Annotated in this window: 16 protein-coding genes; 9 read left to right on the plus strand and 7 right to left on the minus strand. The window is 64.8% G+C overall.

What is annotated here, in order from left to right:
* The first annotated feature begins 53 nt into the window (after window positions 1-53).
* A complete protein-coding gene (locus ACT53K_RS04775; protein ID WP_476227412.1) occupies window positions 54-1,655 on the plus strand; it encodes an ATP-binding protein in 1,602 nt (533 codons plus the stop codon).
* 6 nt (window positions 1,656-1,661) lie between these two features.
* Here the strand turns inward: ACT53K_RS04775 and ACT53K_RS04780 are convergent, their stop codons facing one another.
* Together ACT53K_RS04780 and ACT53K_RS04785 are read right to left on the minus strand one after the other, a co-directional pair.
* Entirely contained in the window at window positions 1,662-3,713 is a 2,052-nt protein-coding gene (locus ACT53K_RS04780) for an NAD(+) synthase (protein ID WP_476227413.1), read from the minus strand.
* An 83-nt stretch (window positions 3,714-3,796) separates the two neighbouring features.
* Window positions 3,797-4,522, minus strand: coding sequence for a murein L,D-transpeptidase catalytic domain family protein (locus ACT53K_RS04785; protein WP_476227414.1), 726 nt, complete (start codon window positions 4,520-4,522; stop codon window positions 3,797-3,799).
* A 272-nt stretch (window positions 4,523-4,794) separates the two neighbouring features.
* Between ACT53K_RS04785 and ACT53K_RS04790 the strand changes: the two genes are divergently transcribed.
* The 5 genes from ACT53K_RS04790 to mtnA are packed head-to-tail and all read left to right on the plus strand — an operon-like array spanning window position 4,795 to window position 8,451.
* A complete protein-coding gene (locus ACT53K_RS04790; RefSeq protein WP_476227415.1) occupies window positions 4,795-5,523 on the plus strand; it encodes a L,D-transpeptidase family protein in 729 nt (242 codons plus the stop codon).
* 53 nt (window positions 5,524-5,576) lie between these two features.
* Entirely contained in the window at window positions 5,577-6,206 is a 630-nt protein-coding gene (gene mtnB / locus ACT53K_RS04795) for a methylthioribulose 1-phosphate dehydratase (RefSeq protein ID WP_476227416.1), read from the plus strand.
* A complete protein-coding gene (locus ACT53K_RS04800; RefSeq protein WP_476227417.1) occupies window positions 6,203-6,751 on the plus strand; it encodes a 1,2-dihydroxy-3-keto-5-methylthiopentene dioxygenase in 549 nt (182 codons plus the stop codon). Before mtnB ends, ACT53K_RS04800 begins: the two co-directional genes overlap by 4 nt.
* A gap of 24 nt (window positions 6,752-6,775) precedes the next feature.
* Window positions 6,776-7,408 carry an acireductone synthase gene (mtnC, locus tag ACT53K_RS04805; protein WP_476227418.1) on the plus strand — a complete coding sequence of 211 codons (633 nt, stop codon included), beginning with the start codon at window positions 6,776-6,778 and terminating at the stop codon, window positions 7,406-7,408.
* Window positions 7,405-8,451, plus strand: coding sequence for an S-methyl-5-thioribose-1-phosphate isomerase (gene mtnA / locus ACT53K_RS04810; RefSeq protein ID WP_476227419.1), 1,047 nt, complete (start codon window positions 7,405-7,407; stop codon window positions 8,449-8,451). Before mtnC ends, mtnA begins: the two co-directional genes overlap by 4 nt.
* Window positions 8,452-8,455: 4 nt before the next feature.
* Here mtnA and ACT53K_RS04815 read toward each other — a convergent pair whose 3' ends face one another.
* Window positions 8,456-9,610, minus strand: coding sequence for an aminotransferase (locus tag ACT53K_RS04815; RefSeq protein WP_476227420.1), 1,155 nt, complete (start codon window positions 9,608-9,610; stop codon window positions 8,456-8,458).
* 100 nt (window positions 9,611-9,710) lie between these two features.
* On the opposite strand from ACT53K_RS04815, the gene ACT53K_RS04820 reads away from it, so the two are divergent.
* Window positions 9,711-9,935: a hypothetical protein gene (locus tag ACT53K_RS04820; RefSeq protein WP_476227421.1), complete on the plus strand. Its 225-nt coding sequence runs from the start codon at window positions 9,711-9,713 to the stop codon at window positions 9,933-9,935.
* A 79-nt stretch (window positions 9,936-10,014) separates the two neighbouring features.
* On the opposite strand, the gene pncB is transcribed toward ACT53K_RS04820, so the two are convergent.
* The 4 genes from pncB to ACT53K_RS04840 all read right to left on the minus strand — a co-directional run bounded on the left by pncB (window position 10,015) and on the right by ACT53K_RS04840 (window position 17,473).
* Complete coding sequence (gene pncB, locus ACT53K_RS04825) at window positions 10,015-11,319, minus strand: nicotinate phosphoribosyltransferase (protein WP_476227422.1); 1,305 nt, start codon at window positions 11,317-11,319, stop codon at window positions 10,015-10,017.
* A 65-nt stretch (window positions 11,320-11,384) separates the two neighbouring features.
* The gene (locus ACT53K_RS04830; RefSeq protein ID WP_476227423.1) at window positions 11,385-12,251 is read right to left on the minus strand and encodes a tyrosine-protein phosphatase; all 867 of its coding nucleotides are present in this window, start codon (window positions 12,249-12,251) and stop codon (window positions 11,385-11,387) included.
* Between the two features lie 24 nt (window positions 12,252-12,275).
* On the minus strand, window positions 12,276-14,675 hold the full coding sequence (locus tag ACT53K_RS04835; protein WP_476227424.1) for a TonB-dependent receptor: 2,400 nt from the start codon (window positions 14,673-14,675) through the stop codon (window positions 12,276-12,278).
* A 137-nt stretch (window positions 14,676-14,812) separates the two neighbouring features.
* Window positions 14,813-17,473, minus strand: a complete 2,661-nt coding sequence (locus ACT53K_RS04840; RefSeq protein WP_476227425.1) for a DUF5695 domain-containing protein — start codon at window positions 17,471-17,473, stop codon at window positions 14,813-14,815.
* Window positions 17,474-17,616: 143 nt separating this feature from the next.
* Between ACT53K_RS04840 and ACT53K_RS04845 the strand changes: the two genes are divergently transcribed.
* Both ACT53K_RS04845 and ACT53K_RS04850 read left to right on the plus strand, forming a co-directional pair.
* Window positions 17,617-18,540 carry a dihydrodipicolinate synthase family protein gene (locus tag ACT53K_RS04845; RefSeq protein WP_476227426.1) on the plus strand — a complete coding sequence of 308 codons (924 nt, stop codon included), beginning with the start codon at window positions 17,617-17,619 and terminating at the stop codon, window positions 18,538-18,540.
* Between the two features lie 5 nt (window positions 18,541-18,545).
* Window positions 18,546-19,544, plus strand: a complete 999-nt coding sequence (locus ACT53K_RS04850) for a 4-hydroxyproline epimerase (RefSeq protein ID WP_476227427.1) — start codon at window positions 18,546-18,548, stop codon at window positions 19,542-19,544.
* Window positions 19,545-19,566: the final 22 nt, after the last annotated feature.

Here is a 19,566-nt window from a genome sequence, read left to right on the forward strand (position 1 = left end):
ATCGGTTAAGTGTTGAGGCAGAAGCGGGCGGGAGGCCCGGGACGGGGATCGCCATGCAAAGCCTTTTCAGTGCGTTTTGGAGCGGCAACTATTCGCCGCATGGCTATTGTCTTTTCTGGCAGCCCGCACTGCTTTATACCCATATCGTGGCCGACGCGCTGATCGCTCTCGCCTATTTCTCCATTCCCGTCGTGCTGGTGTTGCTCATCCGGCGTCGGCGTGACTTGGCGTTTGGCTGGGCGTTTTGGTGTTTTGCGCTGTTCATCATGGCGTGTGGGTTCACGCATGTGATGTCGATTGTGACGCTCTATGTTCCGCTCTACGGGCTGGAGGCGTTGATAAAGGTCGTTACCGCAATTGCGTCCATTGCGACGGCCATTCTTATTTGGCCGTTACTGCCGCGTGCCATCGCCTTACCTTCTGCGGATAAGTTACGGGAAGCAAACGAAGAACTTGCTGCACTAGTGGCGCAGCGCGATGCTGCGCTGGGTGAGTTGCAGCAGGAGGCGGAGCAGCGCCGGGCGGTGGAGGCGGCGCTGTTGCAAGCGCAGAAGCTGGAGGCGGTGGGGCATCTTACCGGCGGTATCGCGCATGACTTCAACAACCTGCTGCAGGCGATCGCCGGCAATCTCGAGTTGATCGCGCGCAAGCCCGGCGATGAGGACCGGGTGGTTCGCTGGACGTCGAGTGCACTCGACGCGGTGGAGCGCGGGCGCCTGCTCACCGGCCAGTTGCTGGCCTTTTCCAGCAAGCAGCGGCTGGATGTGAAGTCGGTCCGGCTTGCCGAATTGCTGGGCGGCATGGCGGGGCTGGTAGAGCGTGCCGTCGCGCCGCTTAGCCGGGTGCGGATGGAGCGGATCGACCCCGTCTGGAATGTGCAAACGGATGCGCTGCAGCTCGAACTCGCGGTGCTCAACCTTGCATTCAACGCCCGCGATGCAATGCCCGAAGGCGGCGTGCTGACGATCGAGGCGGAATTGCGCAGCGGCCGGCCTGCGCCGGACCTGGCCGACGGAGACTATGTCGCGGTAACGGTATCCGACACCGGCACCGGCATGACGCCCGAAGTCGCCGCGCGTGCGGTCGAGCCGTTTTTCTCGACCAAGGGCGTCGGCAAGGGCACGGGCATGGGCCTGTCGATGGCGTTCGGCGTGATGCGTCAGTCGGGCGGCACGCTGACCATCGACAGCGAACCCGGGCGGGGGACGGCGATCACGCTGTTCCTGCCGCTTGCCGCTGCCGAACCGCGCCGCGATACCGGCGACGACGCTGCGCACGACGTGCGTGTCAGCATCGAAGGTGCGCGAGTGGCGCTGGTCGACGATGACGATCATGTGCGCGCGACACTGGCAGACACGCTGCGCGCTGCCGGGGCGCTGGTGGAAGAGGCTCCCGATGGTGAGCGCGGCATCGCGCTGGTCCGCGCCGGGCGGTTCAATGTCCTTGTGGTCGATTTCGCGATGCCGGGGCTCAGCGGCAGCGACGTGGCCGAGCAGGTTCAGGCAGTCGATCCCGGACTTCCGGTAATCGTGGCCACCGGCTTTGCCGATTCCAGCCGGTTGGACGCGATTGCCGACGGAAATGTGACCGTGTTGCGCAAACCGTTCGAATCACAGGAATTGCTGCGCAGAATCAGCCAGGTGATGCGACGCTAAACGGGATTACGGCAGCGCCCGCCGCAACTCCTCGATCCAGGTCGTCGCCACGCTATCCGACGGTGCCCGCCAGTCGCCGCGCGGGCTCAGCGCTGCTGCGGGCGAAACCTTGGGTCCGTTGGGCAGTGCCGACCGCTTGAACTGGCTGATCTGGAAGAAGCGGAACAGGAACGTTTCCAGCCACTTGGCAATCGTCGCCAAATCATAGGCGTTGCGCCCCTCGGCCGGAAAGCCGATCGGCCAGGCGCCTGCCTCGGCATCCTTCCATGCGTGCCACGCGAGGAATGCCACTTTCGAAGGCTTCAGTCCGAACCGCGCGATGTGGTGCAGGAAGAAATCGTGCAACTCGTAGGGGCCGATGCGGTCCTGCGTGCTCTGCATCTTGCCGTCTGCATCGGCGGGCACCAGTTCCGGAGAGATTTCGGTATCGAGGATCGACAGCAGCACCTCCGCCGCCGCCCCGGTGAACTGCCCGCTCTCGACGCTCCAGCGGATCAGATACTGGATCAGCGTCTTGGGTACGCCGGCATTGACGCTATAATGGCTCATCTGGTCGCCGACGCCATAGGTCGACCAGCCCAGCGCCAGCTCCGACAAGTCGCCGGTCCCTAGCACGAAGCCGTGATTCTGGTTGGCGAGGCGGAACAGATAGTCGGTGCGCAAGCCCGCCTGCACATTCTCAAACGTGATGTCGTAGACCGGCTCGCCACCGGCAAAGGGGTGGCCAAGATCGGCGAGCATCTGGCGTGCGGCCGGGCGAATATCGATTTCGGCAGCGGTGATGCCGATTGCGCGCATCAGCGCCCAAGCGTTCGACTTGGTGCCGTCGCTCGTGGCGAAGCCGGGCATGGTATAGCCCAGAATATCGGTACGGGGGCGCCCCAGCCTGTCCATTGCCTTGGCGGCGACGATCAGCGCATGGGTGGAATCGAGCCCGCCCGAAATGCCGATCACCAGCGTCTTGCTCCGGGTCGCGGCGAGCCGCTGGCGCAGCCCTTCGACCTGAATGTTGAAGGCTTCGTAGCAATCCTCTTCGAGCGCTGCGGGTGTATTGGGCACGAATGGAAAGCGCCGGATCGGCCGGATCAGCCCGCGATCGGCAAAGTCAGGCTGATGGTCGAAGGCGATGCGGCGGAAGCGGGTTTCCGGGTGGCCGGCATTGCGCGCGTTGTCGTTGAACGTGCCGTCGCGCATCCGCTCCAGCCGCAGCCGCTCGAGGTCGAGATCGGCATAGGTGATTTCGGTGGTCAGCTCGAACCGCTCCGACGCCGCCAGCTTTTCGCCAAATTCATAGATCAGGCCCTGGCCATCCCAGGCAAGATCGGTGGTGCTCTCGCCCGGTCCCGATGCGGAATAGAGATATGCGGAAATTGTCCGCGAGCTTTGCGAGGCGCATAGCAATTCGCGCTCGCGCCCCTTGCCGATCACGATGTTGGAAGCAGAGAGGTTGCACAGCACTAGCGCCCCCGCCATCGCGCCTTCGGTCGAAGGCGGCTGCGGCGCCCAGTAATCCTCACAGATTTCGACGTGGAAGACGAAGTCGGGCAGGTCGGTTGCCGCGAACAGCAGATCCGGACCGAACGGCACGGTCTGGCCGGCAATCGTGATGTCGAGGTCGCTGAGTCCTGCGCCAGAGGCGAACCAGCGCTTCTCATAATATTCGCGGTAATTCGGCAGATAGGTCTTGGGCACGACACCGAGGATGCGCCCGCGCGCGATTGCCACCGCACAATTATATAGCCGCCCGCCGCGCTCCAGCGCCGCGCCGACCAGTAACACCGGCTTTAGGTCACGGCTCGCCTCTACGATCTCCGCAATGCCTTTGCGGGTCGCGGCCAGCACCGCATCCTGCAGATGCAGGTCGTCGATCGCGTAGCTGGTGACGTTCAGCTCCGGGAAGACGAGGATGTCCGCCCCCTGCGCATCGCCCTGCTGCGCCAGCGCGATCGTGGCGCGGGTATTGGCGGCGGGATCGGCGACCGTGCCGACCGGCGTGCACACGCCAGCGCGGATCATGCCGTGGCGGTGCAGCGCGAAAAAGGGATGCGGATCGGCCATGTCCGTCTCCTATGCCGGGGACAAGACCATGCCAACCCCGCGGGCGCTGGATTGATCCGGCAGGGAAGGGAGCGTGCTCCCCCTCAGACCTTGGCCGAAAAGACCATCCGCCCCGGCCCGAGCCGCTCGAACACCTTGGCAAGCTGGCGCTCGCCCACGGCGAAGCAGCCCTGGCTGCGGCCGAGCTTGCCGTGCTTGGCGATCATGTCGGGGTTTGCGTACCATGCCGAATGGATCACGATAGCGCGTTCCAGCGCCTTGTCGTTGGTCGGGTCCAGGCCGATGAGCCGCTGCGAATCCCCATGCTTGCCGACATAATAATCGGCGGTCAGGAACGCGCCTTCGCAGGTCGCTTCGGAATTCACTTCGTTGGAGAAGCGATGCAGCAACCCGGTATGCCCCGGATCGGAACCGATCCCGTGCGCGACCAGGAAGCTTTCTACTTCGCCGGTGCCCATATTGACCAGGTAGAAACGCGGCTCGGACGAAGACTTCGAGAAATCGGCGATGGCGACGCGATCGTGTCGGTCGACGCGCATGGAATGGCGGTCGAGCGCGGCGGTCACTTGCCGGAACAATTCCGGCCGAATGCCCGGCGGGGTGGCACGGGCGGCGGCGGCCACGGTGGGCGCCTTCGGGATGGCGGCAACTTCAACCGGCTTTACCGGCGGTGGCACCGGAACCGGCGCGGCTGCTGCCGCAATACCCACCGTCCGTGATGCGCAGGAAGAAACCACTGCACCGCTTGCCATCACCAGCGCTGACCTGAGCAGCGCGCGGCGCGATTGCGCCGATCCGAACTTGTCCATCACTGTGTGTTGCGCCCGCTACAATATACTAGCCCCGGAAACACCCTATACCAAAAAGGGACTTAGCGGGGGCCTAAGGGATTCCATCTCCGGCTGCGACTCGGCGCAACTGACACCCGGTTCGCCGAAGCAGCGTGCCGAAAGGGGACGTTCGGCTGCGCCGCCACCCCTCGCTTCCCGCTTTGCGATTCGGCAAAGCCGTAAATCTGCGTTAACCACGATGCGGGGGCCTTGGGGGCTTCGCACGGAATTGGGGGAGTTCGGGTTTCGCGATGCGCGGCTTGATGCGCGGCCTGCTGATCCTGCTGCTACTGGCCTGCGCTGCGACGCCCGCGGCGGCGCAGCGGCTCGCGTTGCGCAACGGCCAATATCGCTGGTTCGAGGCACCGGTAATGCTTCGCACCGGCGGGGTTGCCGGCGGTGTCTCGATTGCGGTCAGCATTCCAGAGCAACGCGCCTATGTCTATCTGGGCGGGCGGCTGATCGGCGTGACCACCGTGTCCACCGGCATGCGCGGCCATGGCACGCCGCCGGGCGAGTACACGATCCTTCAGAAGCAGGTGTTCCATCGCTCGAACCTCTATTCGAACGCGCCGATGCCTTACATGCAACGGCTCACCTGGACCGGCATCGCCCTGCATGCCGGGCATTTGCCGGGCTATCCGGCGTCGCATGGCTGCATCCGCATGCCCCGCGCCTTTGCCCGTACGCTGTATGACCTCACCGAAATCGGCGCGGCGGTTACGGTGGTGAATCACCGGATCGACGCAGTGCCGCCGGCAGCGTTCCCGCCGCCGGTGCAGGTCGCCCAGCGTGCACCGCGCCGGTGGGAGAATGCGGTCGCTTCCGCGCCGCTTCCTTCCATTCCTTATCCGCAGCCGATTCTGGTTGCCGATACGCGGGCGCTGAACGGTGCGGCGTTCGAGATCCTGACCATGGCGGGCGATCCCCCGGTCGGCACGGCCGAATGGGTGACCGATGACGATCCGGCGATGCGCTGACCTCAAGAAAATTTACGCACGCGATTTTCTCCGGATCGGCTAGAGGCGCGGATATGACGATGAGCTATTCCCAGGCAGTGACGGCGCTGATCGATGTCGGGCGGCGACTGGATGCGCGCGGCTGGGCCCCGGCGACCTCCGGCAACTACTCCGTGCGGCTCGACGATGGCAGTTTCGCGCTAACCGTGTCGGGCCGCCATAAGGGGCGACTGACGCCCGACGGCATCATGCGGATCGACGGGGAAGGAATAGGCCTCACGCCGGGCAAACCCTCTGCGGAGACCGAGCTGCATCTGGCAGTCTATCGTCTGTTTCCCGAGACTGGCGCCGTGCTGCACGGCCATTCGCCGCAGGCAGTGGGGCTGAGCCGCGCCGCGACGGAGGTCGATGCATGGGTGCTGGCGGGCCATGAGATGTTGAAGGCCTATCCGGGCCACACTACGCATGCCGCCGAAGTGCGTCTGCCGATCGTCGACAACAGCCAGGACATGGCAGTCATTGAAGCAGCGGTGCGTCCCGCATTGCTGGCGCCGGGCGCGATTCCCGCCTATCTTATCCGCAGCCACGGGCTTTACGCCTGGGGCAAGGACGTGGACGAGGCAGAGCGCGTGCTGGAGGCGACCGAATGGATGATCGCCGCAGAACTTGCCGAACTCGGCTTCAAACAGGCGTGGATGCGATGAGCCAACTCCGAATGTTCGCCGAAACGGGTGACGCACCGCTGCTCGACACCCGCGACCCGATCACGATCGCGGAAGAACTGGGCGCGATCGGGGTCCGGTTCGAGCAATGGCCGCTGCGCGCGATCCCTGTCGACGCCGATCAGGATGCGGTACTCGGTGCGTTCGCGCCCGAAGTGGACCGGTTGAAGGCGAGCGAAGGTTATCAGTCGGTCGACGTGGTCCGGATGGTGCCCGATCATCCCGAGCGCGCGACGCTGCGCGCGAAGTTCCTGTCCGAACATCGCCACGCCGAGGACGAGGTGCGCTTTTTCGTCGAAGGCGAGGGGCTGTTCACCATGCACGCCCGCGGGCGTGTTTATGCGGTGCTCTGCACGGCAGGGGATCTGATCTCGGTGCCGGCGGGCACGCCGCACTGGTTCGACATGGGCCCGGCGCCGTTCTTCACGGCGATCCGGCTTTTCACCAACCCCGATGGCTGGATCGCCCAGTTCACTGGGGATGCAATCGCCGATCGTTTCCCGCGCCATGAGCCCGTTGCCGCCTGAGCGCAGCCAGCCGAGTTTTTGTTCATGACCCAGCCCAAGGCCGTCCTGCTCGATATCGAGGGGACAACCAGCAGCATCGCCTTTGTGGCGGATGTGCTGTTCCCCTATGCCCGCGCGCATCTGGCCGGCTATGTCGCCACCCATGCGGAATCGGTGGCACCGATCCTCGCCGCGGTGCCGGGCGACGACAAGGTTGCGACGCTGCTGCAATGGATCGACGAGGACCGCAAGGAAACGCCCCTCAAGACGCTGCAGGGGTTGATCTGGGAACGGGGCTATGCCGATGGCACGCTTCAGGGCGATGTCTATCCCGACACGCCGGAGGCGCTGCGCCGCTGGTTCACCGCCGGGGTGGCGATATTCATCTATTCCTCGGGCTCGATCGCGGCGCAGAAGCTGATCTTCGGCCGCTCAATCGCGGGTGACCTGACGTCGTATCTCTCGGGCTATTTCGACACGACCACCGGCCCGAAGCGCGAAGCGGCCAGCTATGCGAAGATCGCTGACGCGACCGGCTTCGCGCCGCCGGAAATCCTGTTCGTCTCGGACATGCAGGCGGAAGTCGATGCCGCCCGCGCTGCCGGGCTGGGCGCGCTGCTGATCGATCGGCAGGGCGGCCCCGCCGACATCCACTCGCTCGCGGAGATTCGCCTGTGATCCTCGAAGACAAGCACACCCGCTCGATCGCGCGCACCGCAGACGGGCAGGGGGTCTGCATCCTCGACCAGCGGCAGCTGCCTTGGGAAATCCGCTGGGTCGAACTGCGCGACCTGAATGCGGCGGCTGTCGCGATTAGGGAGATGTGGACACGCGGCGCGCCGATGATCGGAGCGACCGCTGCCTATGGTCTCGCCATGGCACTCTCCGTCGATGCCAGCGACGCCGGGCTCAATGCCGCCTATGCGACGCTGGTCGAAACCCGGCCGACAGCGATCAACCTGCGCTGGGCGCTCGATCAGGTTCGGGCAGCGGTGCAGCCGCTGCCCGTGACCGAGCGCGCTGCTGCCGCGTTCGCCCGTGCCGACGCGATCTGCGATGAGGATGCCGAACTTTGCCGCGCGATCGGCGAGCATGGGCTGGGCCTGCTGCGCGAGCTTCATGCGAAGCACCCAGATCGCCCGCTCAACATCCTCACCCATTGCAATGCCGGCTGGCTGGCGACGGTCGATTATGGCACCGCGACTGCGCCGATCTATCTCGCGCATGATGCCGGCATCCCGGTGCATGTCTGGGTCGACGAGACGCGGCCCCGCAATCAGGGGGCGCTGCTCACCGCGTTCGAGCTGCGCAACCACGGCGTGCCGCACACGGTGATCGCGGACAATGCCGGCGGCCTGTTGATGATGCAGGGGCAGGTCGACGCGGTGATCGTCGGGACCGACCGGGTGACCGCAAACGGCGATGTCTGCAACAAGATCGGCACCTATCTGAAGGCGCTGGCGGCGCACGACAACGGTGTGCCTTTCTATGTCGCGCTGCCCTACACGACGTTCGATCCCGCGACCGCGACCGGCGCCGACATTCCCATCGAGAACCGCGCGGCAGAGGAAGTCACCCGGCTGACCGGCCCGGACGAAAGCGGCCGCATCGCGACGGTTCGGGTCACGGATTCTCCCGCGCTGAATCCGGCGTTCGACGTGACCCCGGCGCGGCTGGTGACCGGCTATATCACCGAGCGCGGGGTGCTGGACCGCATCTGAGGCTTCACCCCTGCCGCGTCCGCCAGTCCCGAACGCGCGCGATCGCCTCTTCCAGCACCGCGTCTTCCTTGACGAAGCAGAAGCGCACCACGTTCGTCACTGCATCCTCGGCATAGAAGGCCGATACGGGGATCGTCGCCACGCCTGCCTCGTCGACCAGTCGCTCGCTGAACGTCACATCGTCCATCGCCAGTTCCGACGCGGTCAGATCGACCGACAGGAAATAGGTCGCCGCGCTCGGCAGTACCGCCAGCCCCGCGTCGCGCAGTCCTGCCGCCAGCCGGTCGCGCCCGGCCTGGAACCGGTGGCGCGCCGCCTGCACCCAGTCATCCTGCGTCGCCAGCCCTTCGGCCACTGCCCATTGCAGGTTGGGCGGTGTGGTGAAGGTAAGGAACTGGTGCGCCTTGGCGACGACGCGGGCGAGCGGCGGCGCTGCGACCATCCAGCCGACCTTGAACCCGGTCAGCGCAAAGATCTTGCCCGCGCTGCCGATCTTCACGGTGCGTTCGCGCATGCCCGGAAAGCCGATCAGCGGCAGGTGCCGGGCGCCGTCGAAGGTGACATGCTCCCATACCTCGTCGCAGATCGCGGTCAGGTCGTGCGCGACGCAGAAGTCGGCGAGCATCGCCAGATCGGCCGCACTCGTCATCGTTGCGGCGGGGTTGAACGGATTGTTGAGCAGGACAAGGCGGGTCTTCGCCGTCACCGCCGCCTCCAGCGCCGTGCGCTCGATCCGCCATTCGGGCGGGCTGAGGCGCACGAAGCGCGGCACGCCACCCGCACGGCGGATAAGCGGGACATAGGCGTCGTAGAGCGGCTGGAAGCACAGCACTTCGTCGCCCGGGGTGATCAGCGCGAAAAGGGCCGCCGCCAGTGCTTCGGTCGCGCCCGAAGTGACGATCACTTCCTCGGCCGACAGGTCCAGCCCCTGGTGCCGGGCATAGTGATCGGCCACGCCCTGGCGCAGTTCGGGCAGGCCGGCCATCGGTGGATACTGGTTCGATTTCTCGAGTACGGCGCGCGCGGCTGCCTCCAGCACCGCCTCCGGCCCGCGTCCATCTGCAAAGCCCTGTCCCAGGTTGATCGCGCCGCGCGCTCGCGCGCGGGCAGACATGGCTTCGAAGATGGTTGTGCCCATCGAAGAATAGATCGGGTTCATCGCAGTCTGCTATTGCGGGCTGCGCTTGCGGGTTGCAAGTGTAGGCTCAGTGGCCGCATGGAAGGCCCGTTGCGTATCGTGCGTTGAATAAAGGATACCCATGACCAGCAAGTCGCCAGTCCAGAAGGACCAGAACACGCCGCAAAAGACGGAATCGAGTGGCGATGGCGAAGCGATGACCGCAGTGAAGGAAATCGCGGAAGCCAAGAAGCGCCGCATGCCGACCACGCGCCAGATCGGCATGGGCGCGGCGATCGGTGTCGGATCGGCTGCAGTCGTCGCGGGTCTGCTTTACTGGCGTGGTGGCCGCAAGGACCGCAAGTAAAACCAGCGCGGCGACGGGTGGCATGGTCCGCCCTCCGCGCCGCGCACCTGCTACCTATGTGCGTGAACGCTAGCGGCGCCTAAACCGCCACTTCGCGCTCACTTCGGCCTTCCGTGCCGAACACCCGCAAATAGCGCGCGATCACTTCCGGATCGCCGGTCGCCTTGGCCGGGTTGTCAGACAGCTTGACCGCCGGGCGGCCATTCGCCGCACTCACCTTGCAGACCAGCGAGATCGGCTCCAGCCCGGCGTCGCCATCGGGGTCGCAGCCGCGAAAGTCGTTGGTCAGGTTGGTTCCCCAGCCGAAGCTCATGCGCACGCGGCCGGTGAAGTGCCGATAGGTACGCTCGATCGAATCCACGTCCATCCCGTCGGAGAAGATCAGCAATTTGCTCCGCGGATCGCGGCCCCTGGCCTGCCACCAGCGGATGATCTGCTCGCCGCCCTCGATTGGCGGCATGCTGTCGGGCCGAAAGCCGGTCCAGTCGGCCACCCAATCGGGCGCGTTCCGCAGAAAGGCGGTGGTGCCGAAGGCATCGGGCAGGGCGATCAGCAGGTTGCCGCCATAATGTCGGCGCCATTGTTCGAGCACGCGGTAGGGCGCATCTGCCAGCGCCGTATCGTCGGGCGAAAGGGCGGCTTCCACCATCGGCAGTTCATGGGCGTTGGTGCCGATCGCCTCGAGGTCTGCGTCCATCGCCAGCAGCACGTTGGATGTGCCGATGAAGCGGTGGCCAAGCCCTTCCTTCAGCGCCTCGACGCACCAGCGCTGCCACAGAAAGCCGTGCCGGCGCCGGGTGCCGAGGTCCGACAGGACCAGATCGGGCAGAAGGCGCAGCCGTTCCACCTTGTCCCACAGCTTCGCCTTGGCGCGGGCATAGAGCACATCGAGCGCGAACTTGCCCTTGTCCCGCATCGCGGCGCGCGAACGCAGCTCGTTCAGGATGGCGAGCGCGGGGATTTCCCACATGGTCGTGTGCGTCCAGGGGCCAACGAACTGGAGCAGATACTGGCCGTCGCGCTTTTCGAGATGATAGTCGGGCAACCGGAAATCGGCCAGCCAGGCGATGAAATCCGGCGCGAACATCTGGGTCTTGCCGTAGAAGCTGTTGCCGGCAAGCCAGATCAGTTCCTTCTTGCCGAAACGCAGGCTGCGGGCATGGTCCAGTTGCGCGCGCAGCTCGCCCTCGTCGATGCTGTCGGCAAGCCGCACCGTCTGCGTGCGGTTGATCACCGAGAAAGTGACCTGGGTGTCCGGGTGCAGATGGCGGATCATCTGCAGCATCAGCAACTTGTAGAAATCGGTATCGAGCAGGCTGCGGACGATCGGGTCGAGCCGGAAATTATGGTTGTAGGTGCGGGTCGCGATGTCGGTGACGGCCATGTCGCCCGCCTAGCCGATCGGGGGCGGCTGTGCACCGCCCCTCGCGCGTTTTTTGCCGGCGGCGGTCAGCGGGTAAGGTAGAGATCCTGCAATTTGCGGCGTTCGACCGGCCCCAGCCCGAGCGCGTCGCGCAGATAACCGTCCGCGCCGTCCTTGTGTGCGTCGAGTACGGCAAATGCCGCTTCGATATAGCTGCGGTCGGCGGCCAGCAGTGGGCGCATTACCGCCGGCGGCAGCGATGCCAGCGGATTGGCCGGATTGGGAGCGCCCCCCATGAGCTTGGCAGGATCGAGATAGGTGTTGGTGAGGAGATAGTCCTCGATCACCGTTTCCCGCGGCACGCCCAGCGCCGTCAGCAGAAGCGCGGCGGCGATGCCGGTGCGGTCCTTGCCCGCCGAGCAGTTGAACGCGAGCGGAGCGTGCCCGGCCAGCAACTCGCCGAACATGCGGCGATACTGGCCGTTGAACTGCGCAAGCATGCGCGGATAGGACGCCGCCATGGCGCCTTGCACCTGTTCCGGCGTCCAGTCCTTGGGGCTGCCGGCGGGCAGGAAGTGCAGGTCGAGCGCATAATCGTCGCTCAGTACGCGCGGCATGTCCGCGTTCGGCCAATGCACAGGCTCGGCAGCGCGCTCGCGGCTGTCGCGCAGGTCGCACACCACGCGGATGCCAAGTCGTTCCAGATAGCCGAAGTCGCTGTCGGTAAGGCCATGCATCGAGCCCGATCGAAACAGCAGGCCCCATTTGACCATGCGGCCATCGGCAGTGCGATAGCCGCCCAGGTCGCGGAAATTGCGCCCGCCCTGGAGCGGCAGCAATCGGTCATGCGCGACCGGTGCTGCCGCTGTCTGGGCAGATGCGGGGAGAACATGCGCAGCCGGGCTCGCCAGCAACGATGCAGTCAGCAGGATGAAACGTACCCGGTTGCGCATGGCATCCTCCCCGTTGGTGCGCGATCAGAAGCGCAGGTTGACTTCGCCGCCCCAGGTGCGCGGCTCGTTGAAAAAGCCTTGCAGGCCAGCCGTGGTGCTCAGCGACTTGTAGAAAAGGTGCTGCTCGTTGAAGAGGTTGCGTGCCCAGACCGAGAAGGTGACCCGGGTACCTTCCGCAACCAGTATATCGGCCACGCTGAGGCGGCCATTGAACAGCAGCGCCTTGTCGCCCTTGGGCTGCGACACCACGACCTGGCCGGTTTTCGTATTGAACAGCGGGTCGTTGTAATTGGCGTAATAGCCCGAGTCATAGTTCGCATCGAGGTGCGCGGCGATCGAATAGCCGTTCATCGGCACGATGTAATCGATCGAGCCGCTGGCCGAATGCTCGGGCGTATAAACCGGATAGATCGGGATTGCGAAGGGGATGACCGTGCCGTCGCTCTGGCGGAACGGGTTCTTGGTCGCCGGGATCTTGACGCTGTTGTACGAATAGCTCGCACCCAGCGTCAGGCCGTTCACCGGGGTGACGGTGAAGTCGGCTTCGATGCCCTTCACGCGCCCGGTGCCGGGCGCGTTATAGGTTTCGGTAGTAGTACGCAGCGTGGTGAGCAGGTTCCCCTGCGCATCAAACTGTTGGTACTGGGCGCTGAAGTCGAGCTGGATGTTCTTATAGGCACCGGTGTAGGCGGCCAGGTTCAGGCGCGCGCGGTGGTTCCAGAACTCGGTCTTGGCGCCGATTTCGAACATCGACAGCGTTTCGGGGTTGAACGGCGCGTAGAAAAGCGAGCGCGAATTGGCGCCGCCCGACTTATAGCCAGTGCTCCACTTGCCATAGACATGCACATCGCGCGACACGTCGACCGCCAGATTTACCAGCGGGTCGACGCGCGACCAGGAGGCGTTGAGGTTCAGCGGCGCCGTGACGCCGTTCACCTGTGGCGTGGCGCCGTTGATGATGAAGAGCTGGCCCTTCTTCTTGTCGTTGGTCCAGCGGGCGCCCAGCGTCAGGTGGAGAATGTCGTTCGCCACGGGCGGGGTATAGGTCGCCTGGCCGAACACGCCATAGCTGGTCGTCTTGACGCGGCTGGCGCGGTCGATGCGCTGCGACGCATAATCGACCGAGAGAATCTTGTAGACGCTGCCAGCGGCATCGGTGAACTGGTTGGTCGCGAACGCCTGGGCGTTGTCGTCGACATATTCGTGGTAATAGAGCGCACCGGCGACGAACTGGACGCGGCCCATGTCGCCGATCGCCTGCAGTTCCTGGCTATACTGGTCCTGGTTGAACATCGCCAGGCTGTAGCGGCTGAAGGTGGTGCCGGTGAAATCGACAGTCCCGTCTTTCTTGGGCTGGGTAATCATCGTCGTTGCGGCCGAGCCATTGTCATACTGGCTCTGGGTAAGTTCGCGGTAAGAGCTGATCGACTTGAGTTGGAGGCCCGGCATCAGCTGATAGTTGAGGGTCAGGCGATGGCCGTGCGCTTTGCCGACGCTGGGCTGTTCCGGCACGCCGACATTCGCCGTGGTGGCGCGGCTGGTCTGCACCGTCGCAGCAGCGGCCGTTGGCAGCGAACCCGGCGCCAGCAGCTGCAGGTAGAGCGAGGTCGAGGCGTCGTACGAAATGTCGAACGAATAATCTGCGCTGAAGCCGTCGATCGGCTGCCACAGCGCCTGAGCGTGCAGGCCGCGCTTATCGTAATAGTTGAAGCCATAGGCACCAGCGAGCCGATTCTTCACCAGCGCATCGCGATGCGTCACAAGGCCATCGATCTTGACCGCGATGTTTTGGAACGCTGGCAAGTCCAGATGCACTTCGCCCTTATAGGCGCCATAGTTGCCAACGCCGGTGGTGGCGTTCAGGTGAAATTCGCCCGACGGCTTTTTGGTGGTGATGTTGACGGCGCCGCCTTCGGTGTTGCGGCCGAACAGCGTGCCCTGCGGGCCCTTGAGCACTTCGATGCTCTGCACGTCATAGATCGCGGCGCCGAGCCCCTGGGCGCGGCCCAGATAGACGCCGTCAATATAGACGCCAACGCCCTGGTCGCGCGCCGGCTGGTTGCTGTCGGACAGCACGCCAACGCCGCGAATGTTCACGATCAGCGCCGAGTTGCGCGAGTAGAAGGGCGCGACCTTGAGCGACGGGATCGCGCCGTCGCCCAGATCAACCAGCGACTGGACGTGACGGTTCTCGATGCCCTTGCTGTCGAGAACCGAAATCGCGATCGGGGTCTTCTGAAGATTTTCCGGGCGCTTCTGGGCGGTCACGACCACTTCGGTCAGGCCCTGATTATCGTCATTGTCTGCGTTCGCAGCTGCCTTGGTTTCCTCATGGTCGTTGGCGAACGCCGGCAGGGCGCCGAGCGACAAGGTGAGGGCTGTGGCCGCAAGCAGGCGGGCCGCAGTTGAATTGACGATGATCATGGAAAGTCCCCCGGTTTCGAATCGGGAGCTTTTCTGGCGGTGCAATATGTAAGTTGCGTTGCGTTTTGGAAACGGTTTGGAAACTAACAGGACATAATTCTGTTACAGCGTTTTACGCGAAGCCGAAATGGATTAGGCTATTTGGGCGATAAGACAATATTTTGGAGTGTGTTGCTCAAAGGAATAACAAGCGCCCCCCGGTCCGTGGCGGCGACCTTCTCGGGCTCGTAATTCCCCCTGATAGCCAGCCGCGCCTTCGGGCAGTTCGCAGTCGCAGCAGCCAGCGTAAGCGTCACCGCACCGGTGCTGCGATCAAGCGCGACCGCTTCGAACTTGCCCGCCTCCAGCTCCAGCCACAGGCGCTGCGGTGCCAGGAAGATGCGGGTGCGGGCGCTGTCGCGCGGCTCCATCACGACCTGCGCATTCTGCTGGCGCACCGTGCCGCCAAAGCCGATCCAGCCCCATTCGGGATGCTCCACCAGATAGCTTGCTGCAGCAAAGGCGTGGCCGAAGAAGCTCATCCCGTAGTCGCCCGAATAGGCGTCGAACCGCATCAGGTCCGGATAGGAATGAAAGGCGCACGCGCCGAAGCCGTCCTGATCGATATTGGTCAGCGAGCCCATCAGCCCGCCATAGGCGACGCGCAGCAGATGGAAGTCGCTGGGGTCGCGGCGATAGGAATCGAATAGCGGCAGCGCGTTGATCGACGATCCATAATGGTGGAGCTGGCGCTCGATCCGCGGGATCTTGCCCGCATACAGAAAGTCCCAATAGCGCCGGGCGCTGCCATTATAGCCCCAGTGCGGCACCAGCGGGTCATACCCCAGGATCACTTCGCGGGTCAGTGCCGCCTTCGCATCGTCGCCGAAATGGCGCATCCAGGCATAGACTTCCTCCTGACCCGTCGAATCCCACGGCATTTCGCTGCCGAACGGATAAGCCTCGCCGCGCCAGCGATCGGCACGGGTGCGCATCATCGATTCCAGCGCGTCGGCCTTTTCTGTCCAGCCCTCGCGGCGCAGGTCGGCGAGGATTGCGACGAAGACATCGCCTTCCATCTGGCCGAAGGGCAGATAATCGGGCGCCAGTCGCGCCATGGCGAGCGTCGTTTGTAGCGCGCGGTCGAGATACCAGCGCCAGTCATGGGCGTGGACAAGGCCGACATGGTTGCGGGCAAGGCGGTATAGCACCCATTGCGCAGCGGCGACGTGCACATAGTTGAACGAGCGGACGACCGAATCCGCCTGATCCGGCTTCCAGCTTGCCCAGGTGGACCAGTCGATTGCCGGATCATAGTCCTGCGGTCGCGCCGGATCATAATGAAACAGGCTCTTGCGCACCCCATAGGCCGCCGGTCCGTCCGGCACCTGCAGCCTGCGTTCGATCACCTCGACATGGAAGCGTTCGAACTTCGCGACCTCGGCAGGCTCGGGATTGTCGAGCTGCTTCATGATCGCAGCCAGCCAGCCGCCGGCGCCGCCTTCGTCGCTCAGCCCGGCGATCCATACGCGCTTGTCCTCCGTGACCACGGCGTTTCGCTCGCGGTCGTAGCTCATGACCGACGGGCTGCGGCCGAAGCGGTCGGCGGGGTTTTCGTACCATTGCCGGGTGAACAGGAAGCGGCCGAGATCGCCCACCACGGTCTGGAACGGCTTGGTGACGAAATAATGGATCGTCTGGCGCATGCCGTCGTGATGGACGAGTGTCAGCCGCGCCCGCCCCCAGCGATGGCCGGTGATGCGGTAGCGCTGCCACGTGCCGGCTGGCTCGGAGGCAGAGATCGCCAGTGCGCCTTCGGGATGTACCTCCATCGATCGCACCGGGCCGGACGCCTTGACGAACAGGTCGGCGGGCAAGTCGGTGGGGACGACATAGCCGGGTACGCCGATCGCCAGCGGCATACCGGCACGAGCACGCGCCTCTTCCAGCGCACGGATCGACGGCGACGCCACGAGCCGCAGCCCGAAGTGGCGCGTCTCGCCGGGGGCCAGCGTGAAGCTGGTCGGGGTGTTCCACTGCTCGGCGCCTTGCCATTCACGGTCGGTAAAGCCTTTGCTGGCCACCATCCAGCGGTAAAAGCCTTCGAAGGTCAGGCTGCGCTTCGTCCGGTCGCGCAACAGCCCGTCGCCATCGCTGATCGGCGCCCATGCCTCGAGTGGCGTGCCGCGTTCCGGCAGCACCAGCAGCGCCGGGCCTTTGCCGTTCAGGCGCGTGACCTGCACATGGCCGGCATCCAGCCCGATATAGGGGTCGGTGAAACTCGTGGCTGCGTGCGCCTGCTCCAGCGTGCGCTCGGTCAGGATGTTGTCGAATGCCATAGCGAAGCCGAGTCCGCCGATTTCGATGGACCGATCGGACCGGTTGCGCAGCAGCACGCGCAACACCAGCGCGTCTCCCTCCTTCGCCCAGCGACGCTCGATGGCGAGGGGGACGCTGGCAGGCAAGGCGGGGGTCACATCGACTGCGGCGAATTCGCCCTCGGCGAGCGGCAGCGCGGGCAGCGGCGTGCGGTGGAACGCGGTCGACACGTCGCGCCAGCCATCCCCTGCATCATAGCGGATATCGCAATCGCCCAGCGCATAGCGGCCTGCCTCCGCCTTGCCCTTCACGAGCGGGACGAAGCTGAAACCGGGTGTGTCGGCGCGCGAAAGCTGAATCAGTACCGCGGAGTCGGGGCAGAGCGCCATCTGCCAGTCGCCTTGCGTGGTTGGCGATGGCGCCGCCTCGGCCGGACGGGCGAGCCCGGCAACGCACAGTGCGCCCGACGCGCGCAACGCTTCCCGCCGACCGATCCGCATGCAAGCTCCTCTCCATATGGAATACAGTATTCCTTTTGCATCCCGCTCGGATCGTGTGCAAGGTCGCGTAGCTGTAATCAATTGCTTGCCAATTTTCGTGAATACGGTATACGAAATAGCTCAGATTTAGGAGCAAGTTTTCAATGAGTGTTTCCCCGACGCTGTGGACGGGCGTCTATCCCGCTGCGACGACGCAGTTTGCCGAAGACCTTTCGGTGGATATCGGCGCGACTCAGGCGACGCAGACGGCGCTGGTCGATGACGGAGTCGACGGGCTAATTCTGCTGGGCACCTGTGGGGAAAACAACTCGCTTGAGCCGGAAGAAAAGCGCGCCGTTCTGAAGGCTGGTGTTGAGGCAGTGGGTGGCCGCGTTCCGCTGGTCGCCGGCGTCTCGGAGCTCACGACGGCGCGTGCCGTGGCCTATGCCCGCGAGGCAGAGGCGATCGGTGTCGACGCGCTGATGGTGCTGCCGGCGATGGTCTATGTGCCGACGGTGGCCGAACTGGAGGCGCATTTCCGCGCGGTTGCGGCGGCGACTTCGCTGCCGATCATGCTCTACAACAATCCGCCTGCCTATCGCGTGCAGATCGATTTCGAGACGCTGGAACGGCTGTCCGACGTCCCGAATATCGTCGCGGTCAAGGAAAGCGCGCCCGATCCGCGTCGCTTTACCGACGTGCTCAACCGGTTCGGTGATCGTTATACGGTGATGGCCGGTCTCGACGATATTGCTCTGGAAGGGCTGATGCTCGGCGCGTCGGGCTGGGTTTCGGGCCTGACCAGCGCTTTCCCGGCGGAGTCGGTGCGACTGGTCGCAGCCTTCAACGAAGGTCGTTGGGAAGAAGCGCGCGAAATCTATCGCTGGTTCATGCCGTTGCTCCACCTCGATGCCGAACATGACCTCGTCCAGTCGATCAAGCTGGCCGAGCAGATCATGGGCCGCGGCAGCGAGCGCGTGCGCATGCCGCGCCTGCCGCTGGCCGGTGAACGCCGCGCGCAGGTGATCCGCTGGGTCGAGGAAGCTGCGGCAACCCGGCCGAGCCTTCGCATGCAGGTCGCAGCCTGACCGTGATGCGCCACCATTTCTTCTGCATCGATGGCCACACCGCGGGGAATCCGGTGCGGTTGGTAACTGGTGGCGCACCGCTGCTGCGTGGCGGGGACATGCTGGCACGCCGGGCGGATTTTCTTGAACGGTTCGACTGGATTCGTACCGGCCTTTGCTTCGAACCGCGCGGGCACGATATGATGTCGGGCGGGTTTCTCTACCCGCCGACGCGCGAGGATGCCGATTGCGGCATTCTGTTCATCGAGACGTCGGGCTGCCTGCCGATGTGCGGCCATGGCACGATCGGCATGGTCACCTTCGGACTTGAGCACGGCCTGATCACGCCGCGCACGCCCGGCCAGTTGCGTATCGAGGTGCCGGCCGGGGTGATCGATATCGCCTATGGCGCCGAGGGGAACCGCGTGCGCTGGGTGCGGATTCGCAATGTGCCGGCCTATGTTGCCGCCACCGATGTGCGGATCGAGGTGCCCGGCTTCGGGCCGCTCAGCATCGATGTCGCCTATGGCGGCAATTACTATGCGATCATCGAGCCGCAGGGCGCCTATGCCGGGCTGGACGATCTGGGCGCGTCGCGGATCGTCGAACTCAGCCGCACGATCCGGACCCTGATGCGGGCGGCTGTCGAGCCGGTGCACCCGCTCGACGACCGGATCCGCGGCGTGAGCCATGTGCTGTGGGCCGATGCGCCGAAGGGCGAGGGCGCCGACGGCCGCAACGCGGTATTCTATGGCGAACGCGCGATCGACCGCAGCCCCTGTGGCACGGGCACGTCGGCACGGCTGGCGCATCTGGTGCACAAGGGCCGTCTGAAGGCCGGCGATCGCTTTGTCCATGAAAGCTATATCGGCAGCCGATTCATCGGACGGGTCGAGGAAATCACGACCGTCGGCGACCTTCCGGGCATCATCCCCTCGATCGAGGGATCGGCCGTGGCGACCGGCTTCAACACAATCTGGATCGACCGCGAAGACCCGTTCTGGGCTGGCTTTTCGGTCGTCTGACCAGCTTTGCGACACAGGGGGA

Source organism: Sphingomonas sp. DMC8 (genome assembly GCF_056314185.1).